This window comes from Vogesella oryzae (assembly GCF_902829295.1).
Lineage (GTDB): Bacteria > Pseudomonadota > Gammaproteobacteria > Burkholderiales > Chromobacteriaceae > Vogesella > Vogesella oryzae.
This window is the reverse complement of record NZ_CADEPL010000054.1, coordinates 43,214-64,969: the sequence shown is the minus strand read 5'-3', so window position 1 is coordinate 64,969 and position 21,756 is coordinate 43,214. Positions and strand designations below refer to the sequence as shown.

General features: G+C 61.1%; 28 protein-coding genes. 12 read left to right on the top strand and 16 right to left on the bottom strand.

Annotation, left to right across the window (positions count from 1 at the left end):
• The 7 genes from groL to HU218_RS14910 form a co-directional block, all read left to right on the top strand.
• A partial coding sequence (gene groL, locus HU218_RS14940; protein ID WP_174875742.1) for a chaperonin GroEL occupies nt 1-1,183 on the top strand: 1,183 nt, incomplete at its 5' end.
• 139 nt (nt 1,184-1,322) lie between these two features.
• Nucleotides 1,323-2,069, top strand: a complete 747-nt coding sequence (locus HU218_RS14935; protein WP_174875741.1) for a Nif3-like dinuclear metal center hexameric protein — start codon at nt 1,323-1,325, stop codon at nt 2,067-2,069.
• A gap of 124 nt (nt 2,070-2,193) precedes the next feature.
• The gene (gene petA, locus HU218_RS14930) at nt 2,194-2,778 is read left to right on the top strand and encodes a ubiquinol-cytochrome c reductase iron-sulfur subunit (protein WP_174875740.1); all 585 of its coding nucleotides are present in this window, start codon (nt 2,194-2,196) and stop codon (nt 2,776-2,778) included.
• A 14-nt stretch (nt 2,779-2,792) separates the two neighbouring features.
• Complete coding sequence (locus HU218_RS14925) at nt 2,793-4,130, top strand: cytochrome b (protein WP_174875739.1); 1,338 nt, start codon at nt 2,793-2,795, stop codon at nt 4,128-4,130.
• A gap of 12 nt (nt 4,131-4,142) precedes the next feature.
• Nucleotides 4,143-4,901 (top strand): cytochrome c1, encoded by a 759-nt coding sequence (locus tag HU218_RS14920; protein ID WP_174875738.1) that lies wholly within the window; start codon nt 4,143-4,145, stop codon nt 4,899-4,901.
• A 151-nt stretch (nt 4,902-5,052) separates the two neighbouring features.
• The gene (locus HU218_RS14915) at nt 5,053-5,655 is read left to right on the top strand and encodes a glutathione S-transferase N-terminal domain-containing protein (RefSeq protein WP_174875737.1); all 603 of its coding nucleotides are present in this window, start codon (nt 5,053-5,055) and stop codon (nt 5,653-5,655) included.
• A 9-nt stretch (nt 5,656-5,664) separates the two neighbouring features.
• Complete coding sequence (locus HU218_RS14910; protein ID WP_174875736.1) at nt 5,665-6,084, top strand: ClpXP protease specificity-enhancing factor; 420 nt, start codon at nt 5,665-5,667, stop codon at nt 6,082-6,084.
• A 105-nt stretch (nt 6,085-6,189) separates the two neighbouring features.
• Here HU218_RS14910 and HU218_RS14905 read toward each other — a convergent pair whose 3' ends face one another.
• The 8 genes from HU218_RS14905 to dapC all read right to left on the bottom strand — a co-directional run bounded on the left by HU218_RS14905 (nt 6,190) and on the right by dapC (nt 12,279).
• Complete coding sequence (locus tag HU218_RS14905) at nt 6,190-7,002, bottom strand: MlaA family lipoprotein (protein ID WP_174875735.1); 813 nt, start codon at nt 7,000-7,002, stop codon at nt 6,190-6,192.
• The gene (locus HU218_RS14900; protein WP_174875734.1) at nt 6,999-7,298 is read right to left on the bottom strand and encodes an STAS domain-containing protein; all 300 of its coding nucleotides are present in this window, start codon (nt 7,296-7,298) and stop codon (nt 6,999-7,001) included. The genes HU218_RS14905 and HU218_RS14900 overlap by 4 nt, the downstream gene beginning before the upstream one ends.
• On the bottom strand, nt 7,295-7,903 hold the full coding sequence (locus HU218_RS14895; protein ID WP_174875733.1) for an MlaC/ttg2D family ABC transporter substrate-binding protein: 609 nt from the start codon (nt 7,901-7,903) through the stop codon (nt 7,295-7,297). The genes HU218_RS14900 and HU218_RS14895 overlap by 4 nt, the downstream gene beginning before the upstream one ends.
• A 33-nt stretch (nt 7,904-7,936) precedes the next feature.
• Nucleotides 7,937-8,428, bottom strand: coding sequence for an outer membrane lipid asymmetry maintenance protein MlaD (mlaD, locus tag HU218_RS14890; protein WP_174875732.1), 492 nt, complete (start codon nt 8,426-8,428; stop codon nt 7,937-7,939).
• Between the two features lie 13 nt (nt 8,429-8,441).
• On the bottom strand, nt 8,442-9,227 hold the full coding sequence (gene mlaE / locus HU218_RS14885; RefSeq protein ID WP_174875731.1) for a lipid asymmetry maintenance ABC transporter permease subunit MlaE: 786 nt from the start codon (nt 9,225-9,227) through the stop codon (nt 8,442-8,444).
• Nucleotides 9,224-10,036 carry an ABC transporter ATP-binding protein gene (locus HU218_RS14880; protein ID WP_174875730.1) on the bottom strand — a complete coding sequence of 271 codons (813 nt, stop codon included), beginning with the start codon at nt 10,034-10,036 and terminating at the stop codon, nt 9,224-9,226. The genes mlaE and HU218_RS14880 overlap by 4 nt, the downstream gene beginning before the upstream one ends.
• A 180-nt stretch (nt 10,037-10,216) precedes the next feature.
• On the bottom strand, nt 10,217-11,038 hold the full coding sequence (gene dapD / locus HU218_RS14875) for a 2,3,4,5-tetrahydropyridine-2,6-dicarboxylate N-succinyltransferase (RefSeq protein WP_174875743.1): 822 nt from the start codon (nt 11,036-11,038) through the stop codon (nt 10,217-10,219).
• A 56-nt stretch (nt 11,039-11,094) separates the two neighbouring features.
• Entirely contained in the window at nt 11,095-12,279 is a 1,185-nt protein-coding gene (gene dapC / locus HU218_RS14870; protein WP_174875729.1) for a succinyldiaminopimelate transaminase, read from the bottom strand.
• Nucleotides 12,280-12,337: 58 nt separating this feature from the next.
• On the opposite strand from dapC, the gene HU218_RS14865 reads away from it, so the two are divergent.
• From HU218_RS14865 to HU218_RS14845, 5 genes are all read left to right on the top strand, one after another.
• Complete coding sequence (locus HU218_RS14865; protein WP_174875728.1) at nt 12,338-13,237, top strand: DMT family transporter; 900 nt, start codon at nt 12,338-12,340, stop codon at nt 13,235-13,237.
• Nucleotides 13,238-13,345: 108 nt separating this feature from the next.
• The gene (locus HU218_RS14860) at nt 13,346-13,654 is read left to right on the top strand and encodes an ArsR/SmtB family transcription factor (RefSeq protein WP_174875727.1); all 309 of its coding nucleotides are present in this window, start codon (nt 13,346-13,348) and stop codon (nt 13,652-13,654) included.
• A 14-nt stretch (nt 13,655-13,668) separates the two neighbouring features.
• On the top strand, nt 13,669-14,247 hold the full coding sequence (locus HU218_RS14855; protein WP_174875726.1) for an ArsI/CadI family heavy metal resistance metalloenzyme: 579 nt from the start codon (nt 13,669-13,671) through the stop codon (nt 14,245-14,247).
• Nucleotides 14,240-14,734 carry an arsenate reductase ArsC gene (locus tag HU218_RS14850; RefSeq protein ID WP_174875681.1) on the top strand — a complete coding sequence of 165 codons (495 nt, stop codon included), beginning with the start codon at nt 14,240-14,242 and terminating at the stop codon, nt 14,732-14,734. The genes HU218_RS14855 and HU218_RS14850 overlap by 8 nt, the downstream gene beginning before the upstream one ends.
• Nucleotides 14,731-15,390: an aquaporin gene (locus HU218_RS14845; RefSeq protein ID WP_174875725.1), complete on the top strand. Its 660-nt coding sequence runs from the start codon at nt 14,731-14,733 to the stop codon at nt 15,388-15,390. The genes HU218_RS14850 and HU218_RS14845 overlap by 4 nt, the downstream gene beginning before the upstream one ends.
• Nucleotides 15,391-15,439: 49 nt before the next feature.
• Here HU218_RS14845 and HU218_RS14840 read toward each other — a convergent pair whose 3' ends face one another.
• The 8 genes from HU218_RS14840 to HU218_RS14805 form a co-directional block, all read right to left on the bottom strand.
• Complete coding sequence (locus tag HU218_RS14840) at nt 15,440-16,132, bottom strand: substrate-binding periplasmic protein (protein WP_174875724.1); 693 nt, start codon at nt 16,130-16,132, stop codon at nt 15,440-15,442.
• Between the two features lie 71 nt (nt 16,133-16,203).
• Nucleotides 16,204-16,746 carry a hypothetical protein gene (locus tag HU218_RS14835; RefSeq protein WP_174875723.1) on the bottom strand — a complete coding sequence of 181 codons (543 nt, stop codon included), beginning with the start codon at nt 16,744-16,746 and terminating at the stop codon, nt 16,204-16,206.
• Between the two features lie 3 nt (nt 16,747-16,749).
• Nucleotides 16,750-16,953 carry a SlyX family protein gene (locus HU218_RS14830; RefSeq protein WP_174875722.1) on the bottom strand — a complete coding sequence of 68 codons (204 nt, stop codon included), beginning with the start codon at nt 16,951-16,953 and terminating at the stop codon, nt 16,750-16,752.
• A gap of 73 nt (nt 16,954-17,026) precedes the next feature.
• Nucleotides 17,027-18,340 carry a Na+/H+ antiporter family protein gene (locus HU218_RS14825; protein ID WP_174875721.1) on the bottom strand — a complete coding sequence of 438 codons (1,314 nt, stop codon included), beginning with the start codon at nt 18,338-18,340 and terminating at the stop codon, nt 17,027-17,029.
• A gap of 128 nt (nt 18,341-18,468) precedes the next feature.
• Nucleotides 18,469-19,032 carry a methyl-accepting chemotaxis protein gene (locus HU218_RS14820; protein ID WP_174875720.1) on the bottom strand — a complete coding sequence of 188 codons (564 nt, stop codon included), beginning with the start codon at nt 19,030-19,032 and terminating at the stop codon, nt 18,469-18,471.
• 15 nt (nt 19,033-19,047) lie between these two features.
• Nucleotides 19,048-20,097 (bottom strand): MCP four helix bundle domain-containing protein, encoded by a 1,050-nt coding sequence (locus HU218_RS14815; protein WP_174875719.1) that lies wholly within the window; start codon nt 20,095-20,097, stop codon nt 19,048-19,050.
• Between the two features lie 113 nt (nt 20,098-20,210).
• A complete protein-coding gene (locus tag HU218_RS14810; protein ID WP_174875718.1) occupies nt 20,211-20,678 on the bottom strand; it encodes an outer membrane lipoprotein in 468 nt (155 codons plus the stop codon).
• A 105-nt stretch (nt 20,679-20,783) separates the two neighbouring features.
• Entirely contained in the window at nt 20,784-21,725 is a 942-nt protein-coding gene (locus HU218_RS14805; RefSeq protein ID WP_174875717.1) for a LysR family transcriptional regulator, read from the bottom strand.
• Nucleotides 21,726-21,756 lie beyond the last annotated feature (31 nt).

The following is a 21,756-nucleotide window of genomic DNA, read 5'->3' as shown; positions in this document are numbered from 1 at the left end:
CTCCGATAGCGATATCGGCGAAATCATCGCCAACGCGATGGAAAAAGTAGGCAAGGAAGGCGTGATCACCGTTGAAGACGGCAAGAGCCTGAACAACGAGCTGGACGTGGTGGAAGGTATGCAGTTCGACCGCGGCTACCTGTCCCCGTACTTCATCAACAACCAGGAAAAGCAGATTGCCGCACTGGACAATCCGTTCATCCTGCTGTTCGACAAGAAAATCTCCAACATTCGCGATCTGCTGCCGGTACTGGAGCAAGTGGCCAAGTCCGGCCGTCCGCTGCTGATCATAGCTGAAGACGTAGAAGGTGAAGCGCTGGCTACTCTGGTGGTGAACACCATTCGCGGCATCCTGAAGGTTGTTGCCGTCAAGGCGCCGGGCTTTGGCGATCGCCGCAAGGCCATGCTGCAGGATATCGCCATCCTGACCGGCGGTACCGTTATCGCTGAAGAAGTTGGCTTGTCGCTGGAAAAAGTAACGCTGGAAATGCTGGGCCAAGCCAAGCGCGTTGAAGTGGGCAAGGAAAACTCCATCATTATCGATGGTGCTGGCGATGCTGCTGCCATCCAGGCTCGCGTGACCGAAATCCGTCAGCAGATCGAAGCCGCGACCTCCGACTACGACCGTGAAAAACTGCAAGAGCGCGTGGCCAAGCTGGCTGGCGGTGTTGCCGTGATCAAGGTTGGCGCTGCCACTGAAGTGGAAATGAAAGAGAAGAAGGCCCGCGTTGAAGACGCGCTGCACGCTACCCGTGCTGCCGTTGAAGAAGGCGTGGTGCCTGGCGGTGGTGTTGCGCTGCTGCGTGCCCGCGCTGCGGTTGATGCCGTTGAAACCATCAACGCCGATCAGGCTGCTGGTGTGAAGATCGTACTGAAGGCGATTGAAGCTCCGCTGCGCCAGATCGTGCAGAACGCCGGTGACGAGCCGTCCGTAGTGGTGAACAAGGTGCTGGAAGGCAAAGGTAACTTCGGTTACAACGCTGCCAGCGGCGAATACGGCGACATGATCGAAATGGGCGTGCTGGATCCGGCCAAGGTAACCCGCTCTGCGCTGCAGCACGCTGCATCGGTTGCTGGCCTGATGCTGACCACCGATTGCATGATTGCCGAACTGCCGGAAGACAAGCCGGCTGCTGGCATGCCGGACATGGGCGGCATGGGTGGTATGGGCGGCATGATGTAATCAGTCAGCTCACAGTAGCTTACGAAAACCCCGCAGCGTGCTGCGGGGTTTTTCTTTGCGGCCAACCTGAAGCAAGGTTGGCCGCATTGTTGTCAGGCTCTGGCACAATGGGGTGATGCTAGACAATTAGGAGTAAGTGATGGAGTTGCAAGAGCTGGTGTCGGCACTTAACCAGAAGCTGGAACCGTGGAAGTTCAAGGATTACGCCCCGAATGGTTTGCAAGTCGAGGGCAGAGGGGAGGTGCAACGGATCGTCACCGGGGTGACTGCGTCACAAGCCTTGCTGGATGAGGCGGTGCGTTTGCAGGCAGATGCCATCCTGGTACATCACGGCTATTTCTGGAAGAACGAGCCGCCACCGCTGACTGGCATCAAGCGACAGCGTATTGCAACGTTGCTACAAAACGACATCAGTCTGCTGGCATTCCACTTGCCGCTTGATGCCCATCCAGAGTTGGGAAATAACGCCCAGCTGGGGATGAGGTTGGGTTTTCAGGCATGTCAGCCGTGTGCGGACGAGCCGCTACTATGGCACGGAGTATTGCCATCTGGGCTGAGTGGCCACCAGTTGGCCGCATTACTGGCAAGCAGCCTGGAGCGTGAACCGCTATTGTTAGGACCTGCCGACAAGCTCTTTCGTCGCGTTGGCTGGTGCACCGGCGGGGCCCAGGGCTACTTCGAGCAAGCTATTGCGCTGGGAGTGGATGCCTTCATTACTGGTGAGGTGTCCGAGCAAAGTTACCACTTGGCGGAGGAGTACGGCGTCACATTCTTTGCGGCAGGTCATCATGCGACGGAGCGTTATGGTGTAAAAGCCTTGGGTGAATGGCTGGAAGCGGAATTCGCTCTGGATGTCAGCTTCGTTGATCTGTTTAATCCGGTCTGACGACAATCCCCTGTTGGCATGAAGGCGATTTCTCGCATATGCGCTTCAAGTTCCACTTTGGATTCGGTTAGAATCTTAAGGTTTCAAATTTAAAGCTCGGTTTCCACGTTTGAGGATGACTGTAATGAGTGAACAACACGTTGATGCGGGGCGTCGTCGCTTTTTGACGGTGGCCACCAGCGCGGTTGGTGGTGTGGCGGCGGCCGGTGTGGCTGTGCCGTTTTTGATGAGCTTTGCGCCGTCTGAGCGTGCCAAAGCGGCAGGTGCCCCGGTCGAAGTAGATATCAGCAAACTGGAAGCTGGGCAGAAGATCAACGTCGAATGGCGTGGCAAGCCGGTATGGTTGCTTAGCCGTACGCCGGAGCAGCTGAAGAACTTGGCTTCTGTGGAGCCGGACCTGGTTGATCCGAATTCCGATGCTTCCGAGCAACCGGAGTATTGCAAGAACAAGCACCGCTCCATCAAGCCAGAGTTACTGGTTGCAGTGGGTATCTGTACCCACTTGGGCTGTTCGCCGACTTACCGCCCCGACCTCGCCCCGGCCGACTTGGGTCCGAAATGGGTGGGTGGCTTCTACTGTCCGTGCCACGGTTCCAAATTTGACTTGGCCGCCCGCGTTTTCAGTGGCGTGCCGGCACCGAAGAACCTGGTAATTCCGCCGCACAAATATCTGGCCGACACTCGTCTGTTGATCGGCGAAGACAAATAAGCGAGGACCAGACCATGAGCAAAGGGCAAAAACTGCTGAACTGGGTAGACGACCGTTTCCCGCTATCATCGATGATGAAGGAACACGTTACCGAGTACTACGCACCCAAGAACTTCAACTTCTGGTATTTCTTCGGTTCGCTGGCCATGCTGGTGCTGGTGATCCAGATTGTTACCGGTATCTTCCTTACGATGAACTACAAGCCGGATGCTTCGCTGAATGGCGCCGGCATTCCGGTAGCGTTCGCCTCGGTCGAATACATCATGCGCGATGTGGCGGGGGGCTGGATTATCCGTTACATGCACTCCACCGGCGCCTCCCTGTTCTTCGTGGTGGGGTACCTGCATATGTTCCGTGGACTGATCTACGGCTCCTACAAACAGCCGCGCGAACTGGTATGGATCTTCGGTACGCTGATCTTCCTGTGCCTGATGGGCGAAGCGTTCATGGGCTATCTGCTGCCGTGGGGCCAGATGTCGTTCTGGGGCGCGCAGGTGATTGTGAACTTGTTCTCTTCCATCCCCGTGATTGGTCCGGATCTGTCGGTGTTCATTCGTGGTGACTTTGTGGTTGGTGATGCGACACTGAACCGCTTCTTTGCATTGCACGTAATCGCGATTCCGCTGATTCTGCTGGCGCTGGTTGTTGCTCACCTGATCGCCCTGCACGAAGTGGGCTCCAACAATCCGGATGGCGTCGAGATCAAAAAGCTGAAGGGTGAAGATGGCAAGCCGCTGGACGGCATTCCGTTCCATCCGTACTACACCGTCAAGGATATCCTTGGGGTCGCTGTGTTCCTGATCGTGTTCTCGGCCATCGTGTTCTTTGCGCCGGAAATGGGCGGCTTCTTCCTGGAGCACCCGAACTTTGACCAGGCTGACCCGCTGAAGACCCCACCGCACATTGCACCGGTTTGGTACTTCACTCCGTTCTACGCCATCCTGCGTGCGGTGCCGTCGTTTGCAGGCACTCAGGTGTGGGGGGTTCTGGCGATGGGGGCTGCCGTAGTGCTGATCGCTTTCCTGCCGTGGCTGGATAAGTCGCCGGTGAAGTCGATCCGCTATCGTGGTCCGAAGTTCAAATTCATGCTGGTGCTGTTCATCATCGCCTTTATCGGTCTGGGCATTCTGGGGGCTGCGCCGTCTACCAACGTGCGTACTGTCGTGGCTCAGCTGCTGTCCGTGATTTACTTCGCCTTCTTCCTGGGTATGCCGTTCTATACCAAGAATGATGTTGGCAGTACTCCGGTACCGACTCGCGTAACCATGAGCACTCCTGCGCGCCAGGTTCGCTTCCTGGTGCTGGTGGCAGTGACGGTGGTAGCTGCAACCCTGTTTGCGAAATTCATCTAATAAGGGGGCACTATGAACAAGACTATCCGTCAATTGATTGCTGCGTTTGCCCTCGTTCTGCCGGCATTTGGTGCGTTGGCGTCCGAAGGCCCTGCACTGGAAAAGGCTCCGATCAACGTTCAGGATACCGAGAGCCTGCAGCGCGGCGCTCAAGTGTTCGTCAACTATTGTCTGTCCTGCCATTCGGCTAGCGCCATGCGCTACAACCGTCTGACCGATATTGGCTTGTCCGAAGATCAGATCAAGAGCAATCTGATGTTTGCCACCGACAAGATCGGTGAGCAAATGAATGTTGCCATGGACAAGAAGGATGCCAAGGCCTGGTTTGGTGCGACCCCTCCGGACTTGTCAGTGATTGCACGTTCGCGTGGCGCTGATTACCTGTATGGTTATCTGCGTGGTTTCTACCGTGATGACACTCGTCCGACCGGCTGGAATAACCTGGTCTTCGACAAGGTCGGTATGCCGCATATCCTGTGGCAGTGGCAAGGCGAGCAGGTATTGAAGACCGAGAAGAACGCTGCCGGGCATGAGGAGCATTCTCTGGAGCTGGTCAAGGCCGGTACCTTGACCAAGCTGGAAAACGGCAAGGCCAATACAGCCGAGTTCGACAAGCGTATGGCAGACCTGACCAATTTCCTGGTGTATATGGCAGAGCCGGCGCAGGTTAAGCGTCAGCAGATTGGTTACGTGGTACTGATGTATCTGTTCCTCTTGCTGCTGCCGTTTGCCTACTTCCTGAAGAAAGCCTACTGGGAAGACGTACACTGACCGGTTGTTTTTCTTCCGAAAAGCGGAGCTGATGCTCCGCTTTTTCTTTTTTAATCATTGACTTATGCAATTTTATTCGCTATTTGCAAGACAAAAGTGCTAAAATTGCCTGTTATTTCATCAATTTCCGTCTAAAGGAAACCCGTTCACCATGATGACACTCTATTCCGGAACCACCTGCCCGTTCAGTCAACGCTGCCGCATCGTGTTGTATGAGAAAGGGATGGATTTCGAGATTATTGATGTGGACGTGCTGAACAAGCCGGAAGATCTCGCAGTCATGAACCCGTATAACGAGGTTCCGGTGCTGGTCGAGCGTGACCTGATCCTGCACGAATCCAACATCATTAATGAATATATCGACGAGCGTTTTCCGCACCCGCAGCTGATGCCGGCGGACCCGGTGATGCGTGCCCGTGCTCGCCTGTTCCTGTTCCGCTTCGAGCAGGAACTGTTTGTGCATGTGAAAACCATGGAGGCGGGCGCCACAGGCAAAGAAGCCGCCAAGGCACGGGAAGCGATTCGTGATGGCCTGATTACGATTGCGCCGATTTTTGCCAAGCAGAAGTTTATGCTGGGTGATGATTTCTCGATGATTGATGTTGCGATTGCACCCTTGATGTGGCGTCTGGAGCATTACGGTATCGATCTGGGGAAAAATGCTGCTCCGATCCTGAAATATGCCGAACGCCTGTTCCAGCGTCAATCCTTCATCGACTCGCTGACTCCGGCCGAAAAGGCCATGCGCAAGTAAGGGGCGACCATGACTGTCAGCACCAGGCCTTATCTGCTCCGTGCCATCCACCAGTGGTGTACCGACCAGGGGCAAACCCCTTACATGGTGGTATGGGTGGACGAGAATGTGCAGGTTCCGATGGAGTATGTGAAGAACAACGAAATCGTGCTGAACATCGCGTATGGTGCAACGCAGAATCTGTTGCTCGACAATGACTGGATTTCTTTTGCCGCCCGCTTTGGCGGGGTATCGCGCGAAGTTTGGGTGCCGGTTGGTAATGTGCTCTCCATTTTCTCGCGGGAGTCCGGGGAAGGGATGGGGTTTGAGCTGGAGGCATTGGCGCAACCGGCGAAACCGCCGGTTACTGAGCCTGCGTGTACTCCAGAGCCTGTCCGTGATGAGGACAGCAAAGGCGCAAAGGTCATTACCTTTCCTGGGCGCCGCTAACGGCGAGTCTCCGAGGGATCTTTGTTCAGCGTAACGGCAGATTCTGTCGTTCAAATGAAAACGGCCACCATTTGGTGGCCGTTTTCTTTGATCAAGTCAGTCTGCTTATTGAGCGGCTGAGGCTTCAGCATTGCCCGGCGCCGTCGCCACCGGCTGCGAGGCAGCAGGTGCTTCTGCTTCCGGTCCGACCAGATCGTCGATGTTGTCTTCCTGGGGGCTATTGTCCTGCGGTTGGCTGCTTGGCTGGAAACCGACCTGGCGGTTGCGGTATTGCAGGTAGGCATCTCGCATATAGCTGTATGGATCCAACGCCGCTTGCTGCAGCGTGTCTTCCATGCCTAATAGCTTCTCCCGCCGGCTGATGCCATTTAATACGGCTGCCGCTGTTGCGTCGCTTTCGGTGCGGAATACCAGATCATTCTGGTCGGCAATTGTCAGGTTGGCCGCAGTTCCCAAGCCATCCCGTATGGTTGATGGCCCAAATAGTGGCAATACCAGATAATTGCTGTTTTTCCAGCCGTAGTGCGCCATTGTGTCGCCGAGGGTGGCAGGTTCGCGCGGTAGCCCCATCGGTGTCGCGATATCAATCAGGCCGAAGATACCGAAGGTGCTGTTGAATGACACGCGCAGCAGGTCGGTGAGTGTTTTGCGTGGTTCAAGCTGCAGGCCGTGGTTCAGCATGCTGTACACGTCTTGCAGGTTATTGAAGAAGTTGCCCACGCTGGTGCGTACCGGCTGCGGCGTGATGAAGCGGTAGCCTTCGGCTGCGGGCTTCATTACATAATGATCCGCCTTGTCGTTGAACTGGAAAATAACCCGGTTCATCGGCTCAAGGGGATCCTGCGGGTGGCTGGGATTGCTGGCACAGGCGGTCAGCAAGATGCTACTGGCTAGCAGTACCGGGATGTGTTGTTTCATGATGCGTTTCCTTGCACGCCAAGCAAGTCGGCAACACCATACAGGCGTGCCTGGCTTACCAGGCTGGCCGGCAAGTGTTGCAGCCGCAACTCTCCGCCGCGTTGCTGCTGTTGGCGCAGGGCGCCCAGCAGCATTGCCAACGCGGCGGCATCGGCTTTGTCGACGGCTGCCAGGTCGAGATTCAGCTGCCCGCCTTGCATCGCTTGCAGCAGCAGGGGCTGAATAGTCGCGACGCTATCCATATCCAGCGTGCCCTGCAGAGCCAACTGGCCGGCGTTGACGGTAATCAGGTTCATGCTGGCTTTACGCCCTCGTTTTTGTCTTTCAACTGCTTGATCAGGCCATCAATGCCGTTCTTGCGGATCTCTTCGCCAAACTGGGTGCGGTAAACGGTTACCAGACTGGCGCCTTCCACGCTAACGTTGAAAATCTTCCAGCCCTGGCTGCCCTTGTACAGGGTGTAGTCAATGCTGACATTCTTCTTGTCGGCACTGCCCGGAATGGTGACTTCGGACTTCACGACGGCTTCACGACCGCTGTTGTTGAATTGCGCGGTCGGCTTGACGTCGATCTGCGCGGTTTTGAAGCGCACCATGGTCGAAGAGTAGGTGCGAACCAGCAAGGTCTTGAACTGAGTCGCCAGCTGTTCTTGTTGAGTGGGGTTGGCCGCACGCCAGTCCTTGCCAACTGCCAGTGCGGTCATGCGGGTGAAGTCGATCAGCGGAATCACCATGCTCTCGACCTGTTCGCGCACCTGGCGGGTATTCTTGCCGTTTTCCTTCTTCAGGATATCGAGGGCTTTTTGCGAGGTGTCCTGCACCAGGCTCACCGGTTCGTCGGCGGCCAAGGCCGGTGCCGCGAGGCCCAACAACAACATCAGGGAGGTAAGCAGCTTTTTCATGGTTTGTATCTTTCTCTTGATATTGACTGATTATTATTGGCTGGCGCTGGCGGCATTACTGCCGGTTGCAGGCTTGTCGGCAAAGCTGGTCATGAATTTGCCGATCAGTTGTTCCAGTACCATGGCGGACGAGGTGATGGTGATGTGGTCGCCCGCTTTAAGGTTTTCCATGTCGCCTCCCTGGGTCAGGCCGATGTACTGCTCGCCCAGCAGGCCGGCGGTCAGGATTTCGGCGCTGGTGTCGCGGCTGAACTGGTATTTGCTATCCAGCACCAGCGTCACATTGGCGACATAGCGCTTGGTATCCAGCGCAATATTGCTGACTCGGCCAACCAGTACGCCGGAAGACTTGACCGGTGCTTTTACCTTCAGGCCGCCGATATTGTCGAACTCGGCGGTGAGAGTGTAGGTATTGGTGTCGCTTTGCGGTGTGAGGTTTGCCACTTTCAAGGACAGGAAAGTCACCGCCGCAATGCCGATTGCCACGAACAGACCAACCCACAAATCAATAGTAGAACGTTTCATTTCGTGTTGATTCCTAGAACATGAAGGCGGTCAGGACAAAGTCCAGTGCCAGAATGACCAGTGCCGACGTGACCACGGTGCGGGTGGTGGCGGAAGACACACCACTGGCGGTCGGTACGGCGTCGTAACCTTCGAATACGGCTATCAGGGTAACTGCCATGCCGAAGAACAGGCTCTTGGTCAGTCCATTGATAACGTCGTAGTGCAGGTCCACGTTGTTTTGCATTTGCGACCAGAAGGTGCCTTCATCCAGGCCGATCATCACCACGCCGACCAGGTAGCCGCCGAAAATCCCCATCACGTTGAAGATGGCAGCCAGGATCGGCATGGAAATCACGCCAGCCCAGAAGCGGGGGGCCACCACACGGGCAATCGGGTTCACCGCCATGACACTCATGGCTTCCAGCTGCTCGGTGGCTTTCATCAGGCCGATTTCGGCAGTCATGGCCGAGCCGGAACGGCTGGCGAACAGCAAGGCCGCCAGCACTGGCCCCAATTCGCGCAGCAGCGAGAGTGCTACCAGTGCCCCCAGCGCGTCGGATGAGCCGAAGCGCGCCAGGGTGTTGTAGCCCTGCAAGCCCAGCACCATGCCGACAAACAGGCCGGATACCACGATGATGATCAGCGACAGTACGCCGGCGAAATACACTTCGCGGATGGTGAGCTGGAAACGCAGCAGACTCTGGCCGGAATTGAGCAGGATGGCCAGCAGGAAGCGGCTGGCAAAGCCCAGCCGCCAGATGGCATTGATGGTTAGCGCGCCTAAGTGGCGGAACGGAGACAGCAGTTTTTCCATCATGCTTTCTCCTGCAGGCCGAACGCCTGTGCCAGCGACTCGTCCGCCGGGTAGGCGAAATGGACCGGACCGTCGGGCTCGCCGGCCACAAACTGAGCCAGCCACGGCGAGTCGGCATGACGTACCTGTTCCGGCGTGCCTTCGGCCACGATGCGGCCATTGGCGACAAAGTACACGTAGTCGACGATATCCAGCGATTTGTGTACGTCGTGGGTCACCATGATCGACGTGGTTCCCAGCGCGTCGTTGAGCTTCTTGATCAGCAGCGCGATGGTGCCGAGCGAAATCGGGTCCAGACCGGTAAACGGTTCGTCGTACAGCATCAGCTGCGGGTCCAGGGCAATGGCGCGCGCCAGCGCGATGCGGCGTGCCATGCCGCCGGACAACTCGGCCGGCATCAGCTTCTCAGTGCCGCGCAAACCGACGGCGGCCAGCTTGAGCAGTACCAGATCGTGGATGACGCTTTCCGGAAGCTTGGTCAGCTCCCGTAGCGGAAACGCCACGTTGTCGAAGACCGATAGATCGGTAAACAGCGCGCCAAACTGGAACAGCATGCCCATGCGGCGACGGTGCTGGTACAGCTCGGCATTATTCATGCGGCCAACGTCTTGGCCAGCGACCAGTACCTCGCCATGCTGGGCGCGGATCTGGCCGGAGATCAGGCGTAGCAGCGTGGTTTTACCGCTGCCGCTGCCACCCATGATGGCAATCAGTTTGCCGCGCGGGATCGACAGCGAAACATCCTGCAGGATGGGGCGGTCGCCGTAGGCAAAGCCGACATTGCGAAGGGTGATAAAACTATCGGAAGGCACAATGAGTCCTGTGGGTAACAGAAAAACAGGGAGCCGCAGTCACGACTCCCTGTTTGCATTTTATCCGTCTTGTGTGCAGTGCGCCAAATGCCAATGTGCTAGTTTTGTGGAAAAAGTGTTACCGGGGGTGACAAATTTTCACAAAAACCGCAGACGGATCAGATGTTTGTGTCGGTGCGCTTACACGCCGCGCAGCAGATCGTTGATGCTGGTCTTGCTGCGGGTCTGCGCATCCACCTTCTTCACGATCACCGCGCAGTACAGGCTGTGGCTGCCATCCTTGGACGGCAGGCTGCCGGAAACCACCACCGAGCCCGGCGGCACCTTGCCGTAATGTACTTCGCCGGTTTCGCGATCGTAGATCTTGGTGGATTGGCCGATGAACACACCCATCGAAATCACCGAGCCTTCGCCAACGATCACGCCTTCCACGATTTCGGAGCGGGCGCCGATGAAGCAGTTGTCTTCGATGATGGTCGGGTTGGCCTGCAGCGGCTCCAGTACGCCACCGATGCCGACGCCGCCGGACAGGTGCACGTTCTTGCCGATCTGGGCGCAGCTGCCGACGGTGGCCCAGGTATCGACCATGGTGCCTTCATCGACGAAGGCGCCGATGTTGACGAAGGACGGCATCAGCACGGTGTTTTTTGCGATGAAGCTGCCCTTGCGTGCCACGGCACCCGGAACCGCGCGGAAGCCGCTGTTGCGGAACTGCTGCTCGTTCCAGTCGGCGAACTTGGTGTCGACCTTGTCGAAGTAGCGGCTAACGCCGTCATCCATTACTTCGTTGTCGCGGATGCGGAACGACAGCAGTACGGCCTTCTTCGCCCACTGGTTGACGACCCACTCGCCGTCGATCTTCTCGGCCACGCGCAGTTGGCCGTTATCCAGCTCGGCGATGACCTGCTCGATGGCGGCTTTCAGCTCTGCGGAAACGGTAGCCGGGGTGATGTTGGCGCGGTCTTCGAACGCGGCTTCGATGATGGGCTGGATCGGATGCATGTGGTTCAGTCCTTGGGCGATATGAATCGTTGTCATGGGGGTAACCTGTTTATTTATTATCGGTTGGTAAATTGTTCGATACGTTCGGCCGCGGCAACACACTCGGCCAGTGGCGCCACCAGCGCCAGGCGCACGCGGCCGGCGCCCGGGTTGACGCCGTGGGCGTCGCGCGCCAGGAAACTGCCGGGCAGTACGGTAATGTGTTCGCGGGCAAACAGTTCACGGGCAAAGGCGACGTCGTCGCCCCCGGGCACTTCGGCCCACAGGTAAAAGCCGGCATCCGGACGGCTGACTGGCAGTAGCTTGCCGATGCGCTCGGTCACGGCGGAGAACTTGGCGGCGTAGGCTGCGCGGTTGTCCACTACGTGCGCTTCGTCCTGCCAGGCGGCGATGCTGGCCTCCTGTACCGTCAGGCTCATGGCGCTGCCGTGGTAGGTGCGGTATAGCAGGAATTTTTCCAGGATGGCGGCGTCACCGGCAACAAAGCCGGAACGCAGGCCTGGCGCATTGGAGCGCTTGGACAGGCTGGTGAACATCACCAGCCGCTCGTGGCTGCGGCCCAGCAGGCGTGCCGCCTCCAGCCCGCCCAGCGGCGGGGTGTCAAAATAGATCTCGGAATAGCACTCGTCGCTGGCGATGACGAAGCCGTAGCGGTCGGACAGCGCGAACAGCTCGCGCCAGTCATCCAGCGACATCACCGCGCCGGTGGGGTTGCCCGGGCTGCACACGATGACCACCTGGGTACGCTGCCAGACGGCCTCGCTGACGCTGCTCCAGTCCGGCTGGAAGCGGTTGGCCGCCACACAATTCACGTAGTGGGGAACTGCCCCGGCGAGCAGTGCGGCGCCTTCATAAATCTGGTAGAACGGGTTGGGTGAAATCACAACCGGTTTGTCATCGCCGCGCGGGTCGATCACGGCCTGCACAAAGGAAAACAGCGCCTCGCGGCTGCCGCATACCGGCAGCAGTTCGCGGGCCGGATCAACGGTGACCTGATAGCGGCGCGCCAGCCAGTCGGCGCAGGCGCGGCGCAAGGCTTCGCTACCCAGCGTCGCCGGATAGGCGGCCAGACCATCCAGCGCACCGATCAACGCCTGTTTCACCACCTCGGGCGTCGGGTGTTTCGGCTCGCCGATCGACAGGTTGATGTGGGCTTTGTCGGCGGGAGGCGTTACGCCGGCAAGCAGCTGGCGCAGGCGCTGGAACGGGTAGGGGTGCAGCAACTCAAGATGCGGATTCAACGCGGACTTCCTCGCGGGATTTGCGGTGCAACAAAAACAGCAATAGTAAGAAAATACAATGGATTTTGTAAAACAAAAGCTGCTCGCCGTGAGCTGTGCCATTACCACGGCGCTGGTGTGGGGATTGATGTGGTACCCGTTCCGTCACTTGCACGGCACCGGTTTCAGCACCGCCGCCACCTCGCTGTCGGTGTATATCGTCGCCACCATCATCGGCGTGACGATATACCGCGATGTGTTCCGCCGCGAGGCGAGATTCGAACCCATTCTGCTGTTGCTCGCCTTTCTCTATGGCTGGTGCAACTTTGCCTACACCTGGGCGGTGGCCGAGGGCGAGGTGATGCGGGTGCTGTTGCTGTTCTATCTGTCGCCGCTGTGGAGCGCGCTGTTCTCGCGGCTGCTGCTGCACGAGCGCCTCAGTCGCATCGGCTGGCTGGTGGTAGTGATGTCGCTGACCGGCTTGGTGGTGATCCTGTACCGGCCGGGCTTGTTCAGCGGCCAGATTTTCTCCAGTCGCGCCGACTGGCTGGCCCTGTCCGGCGGCATCAGTTTTGCGCTCGGCAATGTGCTGTCGAAAAAAGCGCACGGGCTGCCGGTAGCGCTGAAGTCGGCGATGGTGTGGCTGGGCGTGGCCGGCTGCGGGCTGGTGTCCCTGTTGTGGCGCGGCCAACTGGTCGGGGAAATGGCGCAGCTGGCGCAGCCGGATGTGGCGCTGATCGTGCTGGCGCTGGGTGTCACCCTGCTGGCCACCAGCATCATCTCGCTGCACGGGCTGTCGATTCTGCCTGCAACCCAGGTAATGACGCTGATGCTGCTGGAGCTGGTGTTTGCCGCCATCTCCGCCTATTTTCTCGCCGGCGAGGCGATGAAGCCGCAGGAGTGGCTGGGTGGCCTGCTGATCGCCAGTGCCAGCCTGATGTCCGGCCGCATCATCGCCAAGCCTAACGCCGCGCCCTGAGTCGCGCTGCTGCCGAACCGCCCTCCGGGGCGGTTTTTGTATGGGTGGCTTGCCAGGCACGGCGCTTGTCGGGAATAATGGCTTTGATATTTCGATGATTGTCAAAATATGGAAACCAAATCTGCCGTCAAGATGTTGGCCGCACTGGCACAAGACACACGGCTGGCGGTGTTCCGCCAGCTGGTGGAAGCCGGTCCGGCCGGCCGCGCCGCCGGCGAACTGGCGTCCGCGCTGGACTGCGCGCCGGCCACGCTGTCCTTCCACCTGAAAGAGCTGGCCAATGCCGGCCTGATCGAAGGCCGCCAGGATGGCCGCTTCGTGATCTATGCGGCCAACTTTGCCGCCATGAACGGCCTGCTGGGCTACCTCACCGAAAACTGCTGCCGCGCCTCCAACGCCGATGGCTGCGGTTGCTGAACAGGAGAACTGTCATGAAACGTCTGCATATTCACGTGGCGGTGGATGATCTGGCCACCAGCATCCGCTTCTACAACGCGCTGTTCGGCGCCGAGCCGACGGTGCACAAACCGGACTACGCCAAGTGGCTGCTGGATGACCCGCGCGTCAACTTTGCCATCAGCCAGCGCGGCGCCCGGGCCGGGCTGGATCACCTCGGCATCCAGGCCGAAAACGCCGACGAGCTGGCCGAGCTGAAACAGCGCATCGACGCCGCCGGCATGGCGGCGCTGAGCGAGGAGGGCGCCACCTGCTGCTACGCCCGGTCCGACAAGCACTGGGTGCAGGACCCGTCCGGCATCGCCTGGGAGACCTACCACACGCTGGACAGCGCCCCGACCTACAGCGATGCGGATGCTACGGCAGCGGCCAACCCCGACAGCTGTTGCGCCCCGGCGCCGGCAGCACTGGCCAGTAGCGATGCCTGCTGCACTCCGGCCGCCGGCAGTGCCGATAGCGCGGCCTGCTGTGCGCCGGCGCCGCAGAAGATCCAGCTCATCAGCCGCAAGAACATCGAAGCCATTGTTTCCAAGGAAAGGAAGACCCGTGACTGACAAGGTCTACAACGTACTGATTCTCTGCACCGGCAACTCGGCGCGCAGCATTCTGGGCGAAGCGCTGATCAACCACCTGGGGCAGGGCCGCTTCAAGGGCTACAGCGCCGGCAGCCAGCCCACCGGCAAGGTCAATCCCTACGCGCTGCAGACGCTGGCCAAGCATGGCCTGGTCAGCGAAGGCTACCGCAGCAAGAGCTGGGACGAGTTCGCGCTGCCGGATGCGCCGCAGATGGATTTCGTGTTCACCGTGTGCGGTAATGCCGATGGCGAGGCGTGCCCGGTCTGGCCGGGCCACCCGATGCGCGCGCACTGGGGTGTGGATGATCCGGCCGGGGTTGGCAGCAACGACGAAGAAGCCATGGCCGCCTTTGCCAAGGCATTCATGATCCTCAAGCGCCGCGTGGAGCTGTTCATGTCGCTGCCGGTAGACAAGCTGGATGCACTGGCATTGCGGCAGAAACTGGCGGAGATCGGCCAGCAATGAACGCGCGTGCATACGTGGCAGAGGCGCTGGGCACGGCGCTGCTGCTGGCGGTGGTGGTCGGCTCCGGCATCATGGCGCAGCAGTTGGCCGCTGGTAACGTGGCGGTGGCGCTGCTGGCCAATGCACTGGCTACCGGTGCCGGGCTGCTGGTACTGATTACGCTGCTCGGACCGCTGTCCGGGGCGCACTTCAACCCGGCGGTGAGCCTGGTGATGGCCTGGCGTGGCGAACTGCCGGCGGGCCGGCTGCTGCCCTACCTGCTGTGCCAGGTCGCCGGCGCGGTACTGGGGGTATGGTTGGCGCATGCCATGTTCGAACTACCGCTGTGGCAGCTGTCGCAGCACGTGCGCACTGGTTGGCCGCAATGGCTGGCGGAAGGCGTGGCGACCGCCGGGCTGCTGCTCACCATCCTCGGCGGCGTGCGCCATGCGCGCGACAAGGTGCCTGTGCTGGTGGCCTTGTATATCGTGGCCGCGTACTGGTTTACCGCCTCGACTTCGTTTGCCAATCCGGCGGTGACGCTGGCACGCAGCCTGACGGATACCTTTGCCGGCATCCGCCCGCAGGATGTGGCCGGTTTTGTCGTGGCCCAGCTGGCTGGTGCGGCGCTGGGCGGTGGGCTGGGGAGCTGGTTGTTTACAGAATCTGCCGCCTGAGGCGGCGACCCCAGCCAGAAAATCGGCCGGTCAGTGGACCGGCCGTGCGTTATTGGGCGAGCTTGAAACGCTGGATAATATGCTTGAGTTCGCCGCTTTTGCGCAGGCTGGCCAGGCCGGCATTGAACGCAGCCAGTCGCTCGGCCGTTTCGGGGCGGGCCCTGCTGAAACCGACATACAGCGGCATGGTCGCCACGGGCGGGTCGCGCCATTCCAGCTCGGCCGACAGACGGGTGGGCAGCGAGGGCAACAGGTGGTTGGCCACCACCTTGTCGATCAGCACCAGATCCAGCCTGCCGACGGCCAGCTTCTTCAGGTTGGTCAGGTCGTCATCGGCCGGCACTTCCTGCAAGTGGGCCGCGGTGAAGGCATCGGGATTCTTGTAGTCGCTCACCGTGCCGATCTGGTAGCTGCGCAAGGTGGCCAGCGACCGGACATCAATCGGCTTGCGCCGGTTGCCGTAAAAACCGATCACCGAGTTGACTAGCGGATGGCTGTACGCAAGATACCGGGCACGGGTGTCATCGAACCACACCGCCATCACCCCATCGTATTGTCCGCTCCGGACTTCGGCCATCAGCCGGGCCCACGGCCGGTAATGCAGGACCAGGCGGTAGCCTTGTTTGGCCAGCGCGGCCCGGGTAATGGCGGCCACGGCGCCATCCTCCGGCAACTGGGCGGCAAAGTAGGGCGGATAATCGGTGGTCGCCAGGTTGACAACTTTGTCTGCAAAGGCCGACATGCTCAAGCCACACAGTACGCTGCCGATCAGCCAGCGGTAACCGCAGCGGATTGCGGAGCGCGCGCGCGTATTCATTCTTCCCACGGCCACCACGCCGGCGGCGGTTGCAGCATTTTCTCCGGATAGCCGGCAAACAGGTTGGCCGCAATCCGCTGCGGATGCTGCACGCCGTGTTCTTCCAGCCACTCGTCCAGCGCCTCGGTCTGTTCCTCGCGCTGCATCAACCGGTACAACAGCGCCCAGTCTTCCGCCAGACACCATGGCAGACCATTGGCTTGCTGCAGCGCGCCGGCATCGAACGACCAGCGGTAGCTGCCCTTGTCCAGCTTGATGGTCATCTCCGCCATCAGGTCCACCGTCAGCCCGTCGCCGGCATCGAAGCGGGCGAAGTGCGGGGTGGTGAACTGCGGATGGGGCGGCGGGGTGATGTCGCTGGCGATCGTCGCCAGCAGCGCGCGCACGGCGGCAAAGTCGGCGGCGGTGGTGACGATGTCCAGGTCGCGCGGCTGTTCCACCAGGTCCAGCTGCTGCAGCAAGGTGCTGCCGCCGATGGCCCAGCAATAGCCGGCCAGCTTGGGCGCCAGCGCGCGGGCAAACTCGAGAGGTGTGGTCATGGCTTAGTAGTGCGGGGGGATTTCGTCGCGCAGCGAGCCTTGCCCGTCCAGCTGGCTGCCGGCTTGCTGCATGCGGTACAGGTGGCGCAGTTGTTCCTGCAGCAGGTCGATCTGCTGCTGCTGGCGCGCGATGGTCAGGTTCAGCGCATCCAGCAGCTCGTCCTGCAGCGCAACCTTGATTTCCAGTTCGGTAAGGCGGGATTCCATATCGGTTCCTTGCTAGGTCAACGCGCATTGTAGGCCAATGTTGGCCGCAAGGCTGCGGCCAACAGGTTTGCCGCTACAGCACCTGTGCCGCGATCCAGCCGGCCAGCAGCAACGGAATGTTGTAGTGCAGGAAGGTCGGCAGCACGGTATCGCGCATGTGGTCGTGCTGGCCGTCGACGTTCAGGCCCGAGGTCGGCCCCAGCGTGGAGTCGGACGCCGGCGAGCCGGCATCGCCCAGCGCACCGGCGGTGCCGATGATGGACACGGTGGCCAGCGGCGAAAAGCCCAGCTGCAGACACAAGGGCACATAGATGGCGGTGAGAATCGGCACGGTGGAGAACGACGAGCCGATGCCCATCGTTACCAGCAGGCCGACCAGCAGCATCACGAACGCCGCCGCCGCGCGGCTGTGGCCGAACAGCTCGGCCGAGGCTTGCACCAGCGGGCCGATCTGGCCGGAGGCCTGCAGCACTTCGGCAAAACCCTGCGCGCTGATCATGATGAAACCGATCATCGCCATCATCTTCATGCCGTCGCTGAACACATTATCCGCTTCGTGCCACTTCACCACCCCGCTGGCGAGGAACAGCAGGAAACCGGCCAGCGCGCCCAGCAGCATGGAGTCGCTGTACAGCTGCACCGCAAACGCCGCCACGATGGCGAGGCCGGCGGTCCACAGCGCGCGAGGGCTGAGTTTGACGCGGGTGCGCTCCACGTTCTCGATGCGGCCAAGGTCATAGTGGCGCGGCCGGCGGTAGCTGACGAACACCGCCAGCAGCAGGCCGGCCAGCATGCCGGCGGCCGGAATCGCCATCGCGTGCGTCACATTGACGCCCTGCACATCCATGCCGGCCTTGCTGATATTGCCCAGCAGGATCTGCTGCAGAAAGATTTCGCCAAAGCCGACCGGAAACAGCATGTAGGGCGTGGTCAGGCCGAAGGTGATCACGCAGGCCACCAGCCGGCGGTCCAGCTGCAGCTTGGCCATCACGTACAGCAGCGGCGGTACCAGCAGCGGGATAAAGGCGATGTGGATCGGCACCAGGTTCTGGCTCATCACGCTGACGCAGGCCAGCAGCAGGATCAGCAGCCATTTCAGCCGCGTCTTGCCGCTGCCGTGCTGCAACTGGCGCACGGCGGCATCGGCCAGCGCATGCGGCAGGCCGGATTTGGCGATGGCGACGGCAAAGGCGCCCAGCAGCGCATACGACAGCGCCACCGAGGCGCCATTGCTGATGCCCTTGTTGAAGGCGGCCAGGGTTTGTGCCAGATCCATGCCGGAGAGCAGGCCGCCGGCAAGCGAGGCCAGCAGCAGGCTGATGACGACATGGACGCGTGCCAGCGACAGCGCCAGCATCAGGATAATTGCAACAGGTATCGCGATCATTTGTATAGACAAAGTTATGATTTGTAAGGCAAAAAAGGGCGCGAGAATAGCGGCTGCCGCCGGCCTTGTCGAGCCGCAGACAAGACAACGCCCGCGGCTGGCGCGGGCGCGGCGGGGAGGGGAAAGGCTTAGACCTGGAAGCGGGCGGCCCTTTTTTCCATGTCGGCCACCACGGTGCGCATCACGCCGGAGGTGGCGCTGGCATGGTGGGCAATGTGGGTGACATCCTCGGCGTGGTTGACTACTACCTCGATGCGCTGCGCCACCTCGGTGGAGGTGATCGACTGCTGCCGCAGCGCGGCGCTCAGTTCGTTGACAATGCCGGCCACCTGCTGCGACATCTGCTGCAGCTGCGCAAGCGTGTCGCCGGCCTGCTGGGCATTGTTGACGCTGTCGTTGCTCAGGCTGACGCTGTTGCCGACCTCCTGCACCACTTCGCCGATGGAGCGCTGGATGGCGGACACCATCTGCACGATCTCGCTGGTGGATTGCGCGGTGCGCTCCGACAGCTTGCGCACCTCGTCCGCCACCACGGCGAAGCCGCGGCCGTGCTCGCCGGCGCGCGCCGCCTCGATGGCGGCATTCAGCGCCAGCAGGTTGGTCTGGTCGGCAATATCGCGGATCACCGCCACGATGCCGGAAATGCGCGCCGATTCGTCCTGCAGCTGGGCTATGCGCTCGGCGGCGCTCATCACCACTTGCGATACCTAGCGGATCTGGCCGATCAGCCCCTGCAGCGCGTCGTAACCCTGGCGAGCCTGCTGGTCGGAGTTGAAGGTCTGCTCGGCGGCTTCCACCGTGCTGTCGGCGACATGGCTGATCGAGGTGGTCAGCTCCTCGGCGTTGGCCGCAATGCCGGCGGCGGCCTCGCTTTGCAGGTCGACCGCGTGTTCCATGCGCTGCACCGAGTCGTTGAGGTCTTGCGACGACTGGCGCAACGAGTCGGCATTGCGGCGGGTGCCGAGCATGGTTTCGCGCAGCGCCAGCTGCATCTCGGCCATGGCCTTGATCAGCTGGCCGACTTCGTCGCGGCTGCCCGGCGGCAACTCGCCGCGCAAGTCGCCGCCGGCGATGCGGCCGGCCGCCACCACGGTCTGTGACAGCCGGCCGGCAATGCGCCGTGCCATCAGCAGCGACAGCACCAGCGCCAGCACGATGCCCAGCAGCAAGGCCAGCATGCCGTTACGGATGCTGCTGCTAGCCGATGCCTGCGCCCGCTCGCCGGCGGCCTGGGCGTTGGCCGCATTGAGCTTGCTCAGCGCATCGGTCTGGTCGCGCAGGAAGTTGGCGCGCTTCACCCACTCGCCCTTGCGCAACGCCTGCGCGGCGTCTTCCTGCCCGGCGGCGCGCAGCGCGATGGCCTGCTCGACCGCCGAGCGGTATTCCACCGCCGCCTGTACCGCGCGCTGGTGTACCTGGCGCTCTTCATCGCTGGCGATCAGCGGCTCGTAGCTCTTGAAGGCCTTGCCCAGTGACGCATCCAGTTCGGCCATCGACTTGGTCATCTTGGCCTGCTCGTCGGTCTGGGTGGACAGCATGTACTCCAGGCTGCGGATACGGTAGCGCAGCCGCAGCTGGCTGATATCGGCGGCGGCCTGTATCGATGGCAGCGCGCCTTCGGTAATGCCGCGGGTTTCCTGGCTGATACCCTGGATCTGCCACAGGCAGTACAGGATGGCGAGCACCAGCACGCCGCCGCTACCGAGGAAGTTGACCAGGAATTTGGCGCGAAGGCCGAGATTGTCGAGGAAGCGCATGGCCGTCTCCTTGTCTGCCAGCAGGTGCCGGAAGTATAGAAACGGTGCGGGGGGATGCAGGGAGATAAAGGCAGTACAGCGCCTGCCGCCGGAGGTGGCGGCAGGCGGCGGGTTTACATCGGCATGATGCGGGCGGTGCCGTTGCCGGTAATGATCTTCACCCGCTGGCCGACGCTCAGCGGTACATCAGCTTCCTGCACGATGGAGATGGTGCGGCCCTTGTCGGTCTGCACCGTCAGCTCGTAGGCATCCTTGGTGGCGCCGCGCTGCATGGATTGGGTGGCCATGCCACCGACCATGGCGCCGAGCACCGCGCCGGCGGCCGAACCGCGGCCCTGGCCGATGCTGCTGCCGGCAATGCCGCCCAGCGCGGTGCCGCCCAGGGTCAGCAGGTCATTCTTGTCGCCTTCCATCTTCACGTTTTTCACATCCAGAATCTTGCCGTATTCCACTTCGTGGATCTGGCGCATATCGGACTTGCTGTACACGGCGGCAGAGTCGGAGTTGTACATATTGGCGCAGCCAGCCAGCAGGGCGACAGACAGCAGGGTCAGGCTGGTGGCAACGATACGGGTAGTCATGGCGGAGTTCCTGTTGAAATTGCAGCAGCCAATTTGACCATAACTGCCACCCGGGGTTTGCACAATCTGCGTGACGATTTGTGACGAAGTGTGAAGCGCGGCGGCTCAGGTAGCGGCGAACAGCTGCGCAAACTGCGCCATCAGCAATTCGCGCAGGTAGCGATGCAGCGGGTTGCCGTCATTGCGGCGGTGCCACACCAGATCGATGCGGATGCTGATGTCCGCCGGCAGCGGCACGCTGCGGGTGTCGCCCTGCTGGCGGAACAGCGGCAGGTACAGCGTGGGCTGGATCGACAGCAGCGGCGCCTGCTGCAGGATGTGGCCGATGGCCATCAGACTGGCCGACAGCGCCACGATGTGGCGCGACAGCCCGTGCTGGGCAAACAGGTGATCCACCACCCCGGCGGCGGTGCCGCGATAGCTGCTGACCACCTGTTCCACCGCCGCCAGGTCGGCCAGCGTCGGTGCGGCCGGCAGGCTGAGCTGGCTGGGGGCATACACCGCGCTGAAGCCGGTTTCGCGCAGCGTCAGCCGGCTGTGCCAGTCACGCAGTGGCAGCGGTGCGGCGGTCAGCAGCAGGTCGACCTCGTCGTTATCCAGCGCTGCCAGTTGCTGGTCGATTTCCAGCAATTGCGAACGCAGCTGCACGCCCGGCGCCTGCCGGCGCAGGGTGGCGATCAGCGCCGGGTACAGCATCGCCTCCATGCCGTCCGGTGCCGCCAGCCGGAAGCTGGCGTTGGCCGCGGCCGGATCGAATGCCGCCGGTGCGGCCAACAGCTGGCGTGCCTGTTGCAGCCAGTCGCGCACCGCCGGCGCCAGCTGCAAGGCGCGGGCGGTGGGCTGCATGCGGTTGCCGCTGCGCACGAACAGCGGGTCGTCCAGCAACAGCCGCAGCCGGGCCAGCGTATGGCTCATCGCCGGCTGGCCCAGATACAGCCGCGCGGCGGCACGGCTGACATGGCGCTCCTGCATCAGCGCATCGAAGGCGACCAGCAGGTTGAGGTCCAGGCGGCGCAGTTCGTCGTGACTAAAATCGAATTCGTTCATGAGCTGTATGTTAACAATCGATTTCCATGAT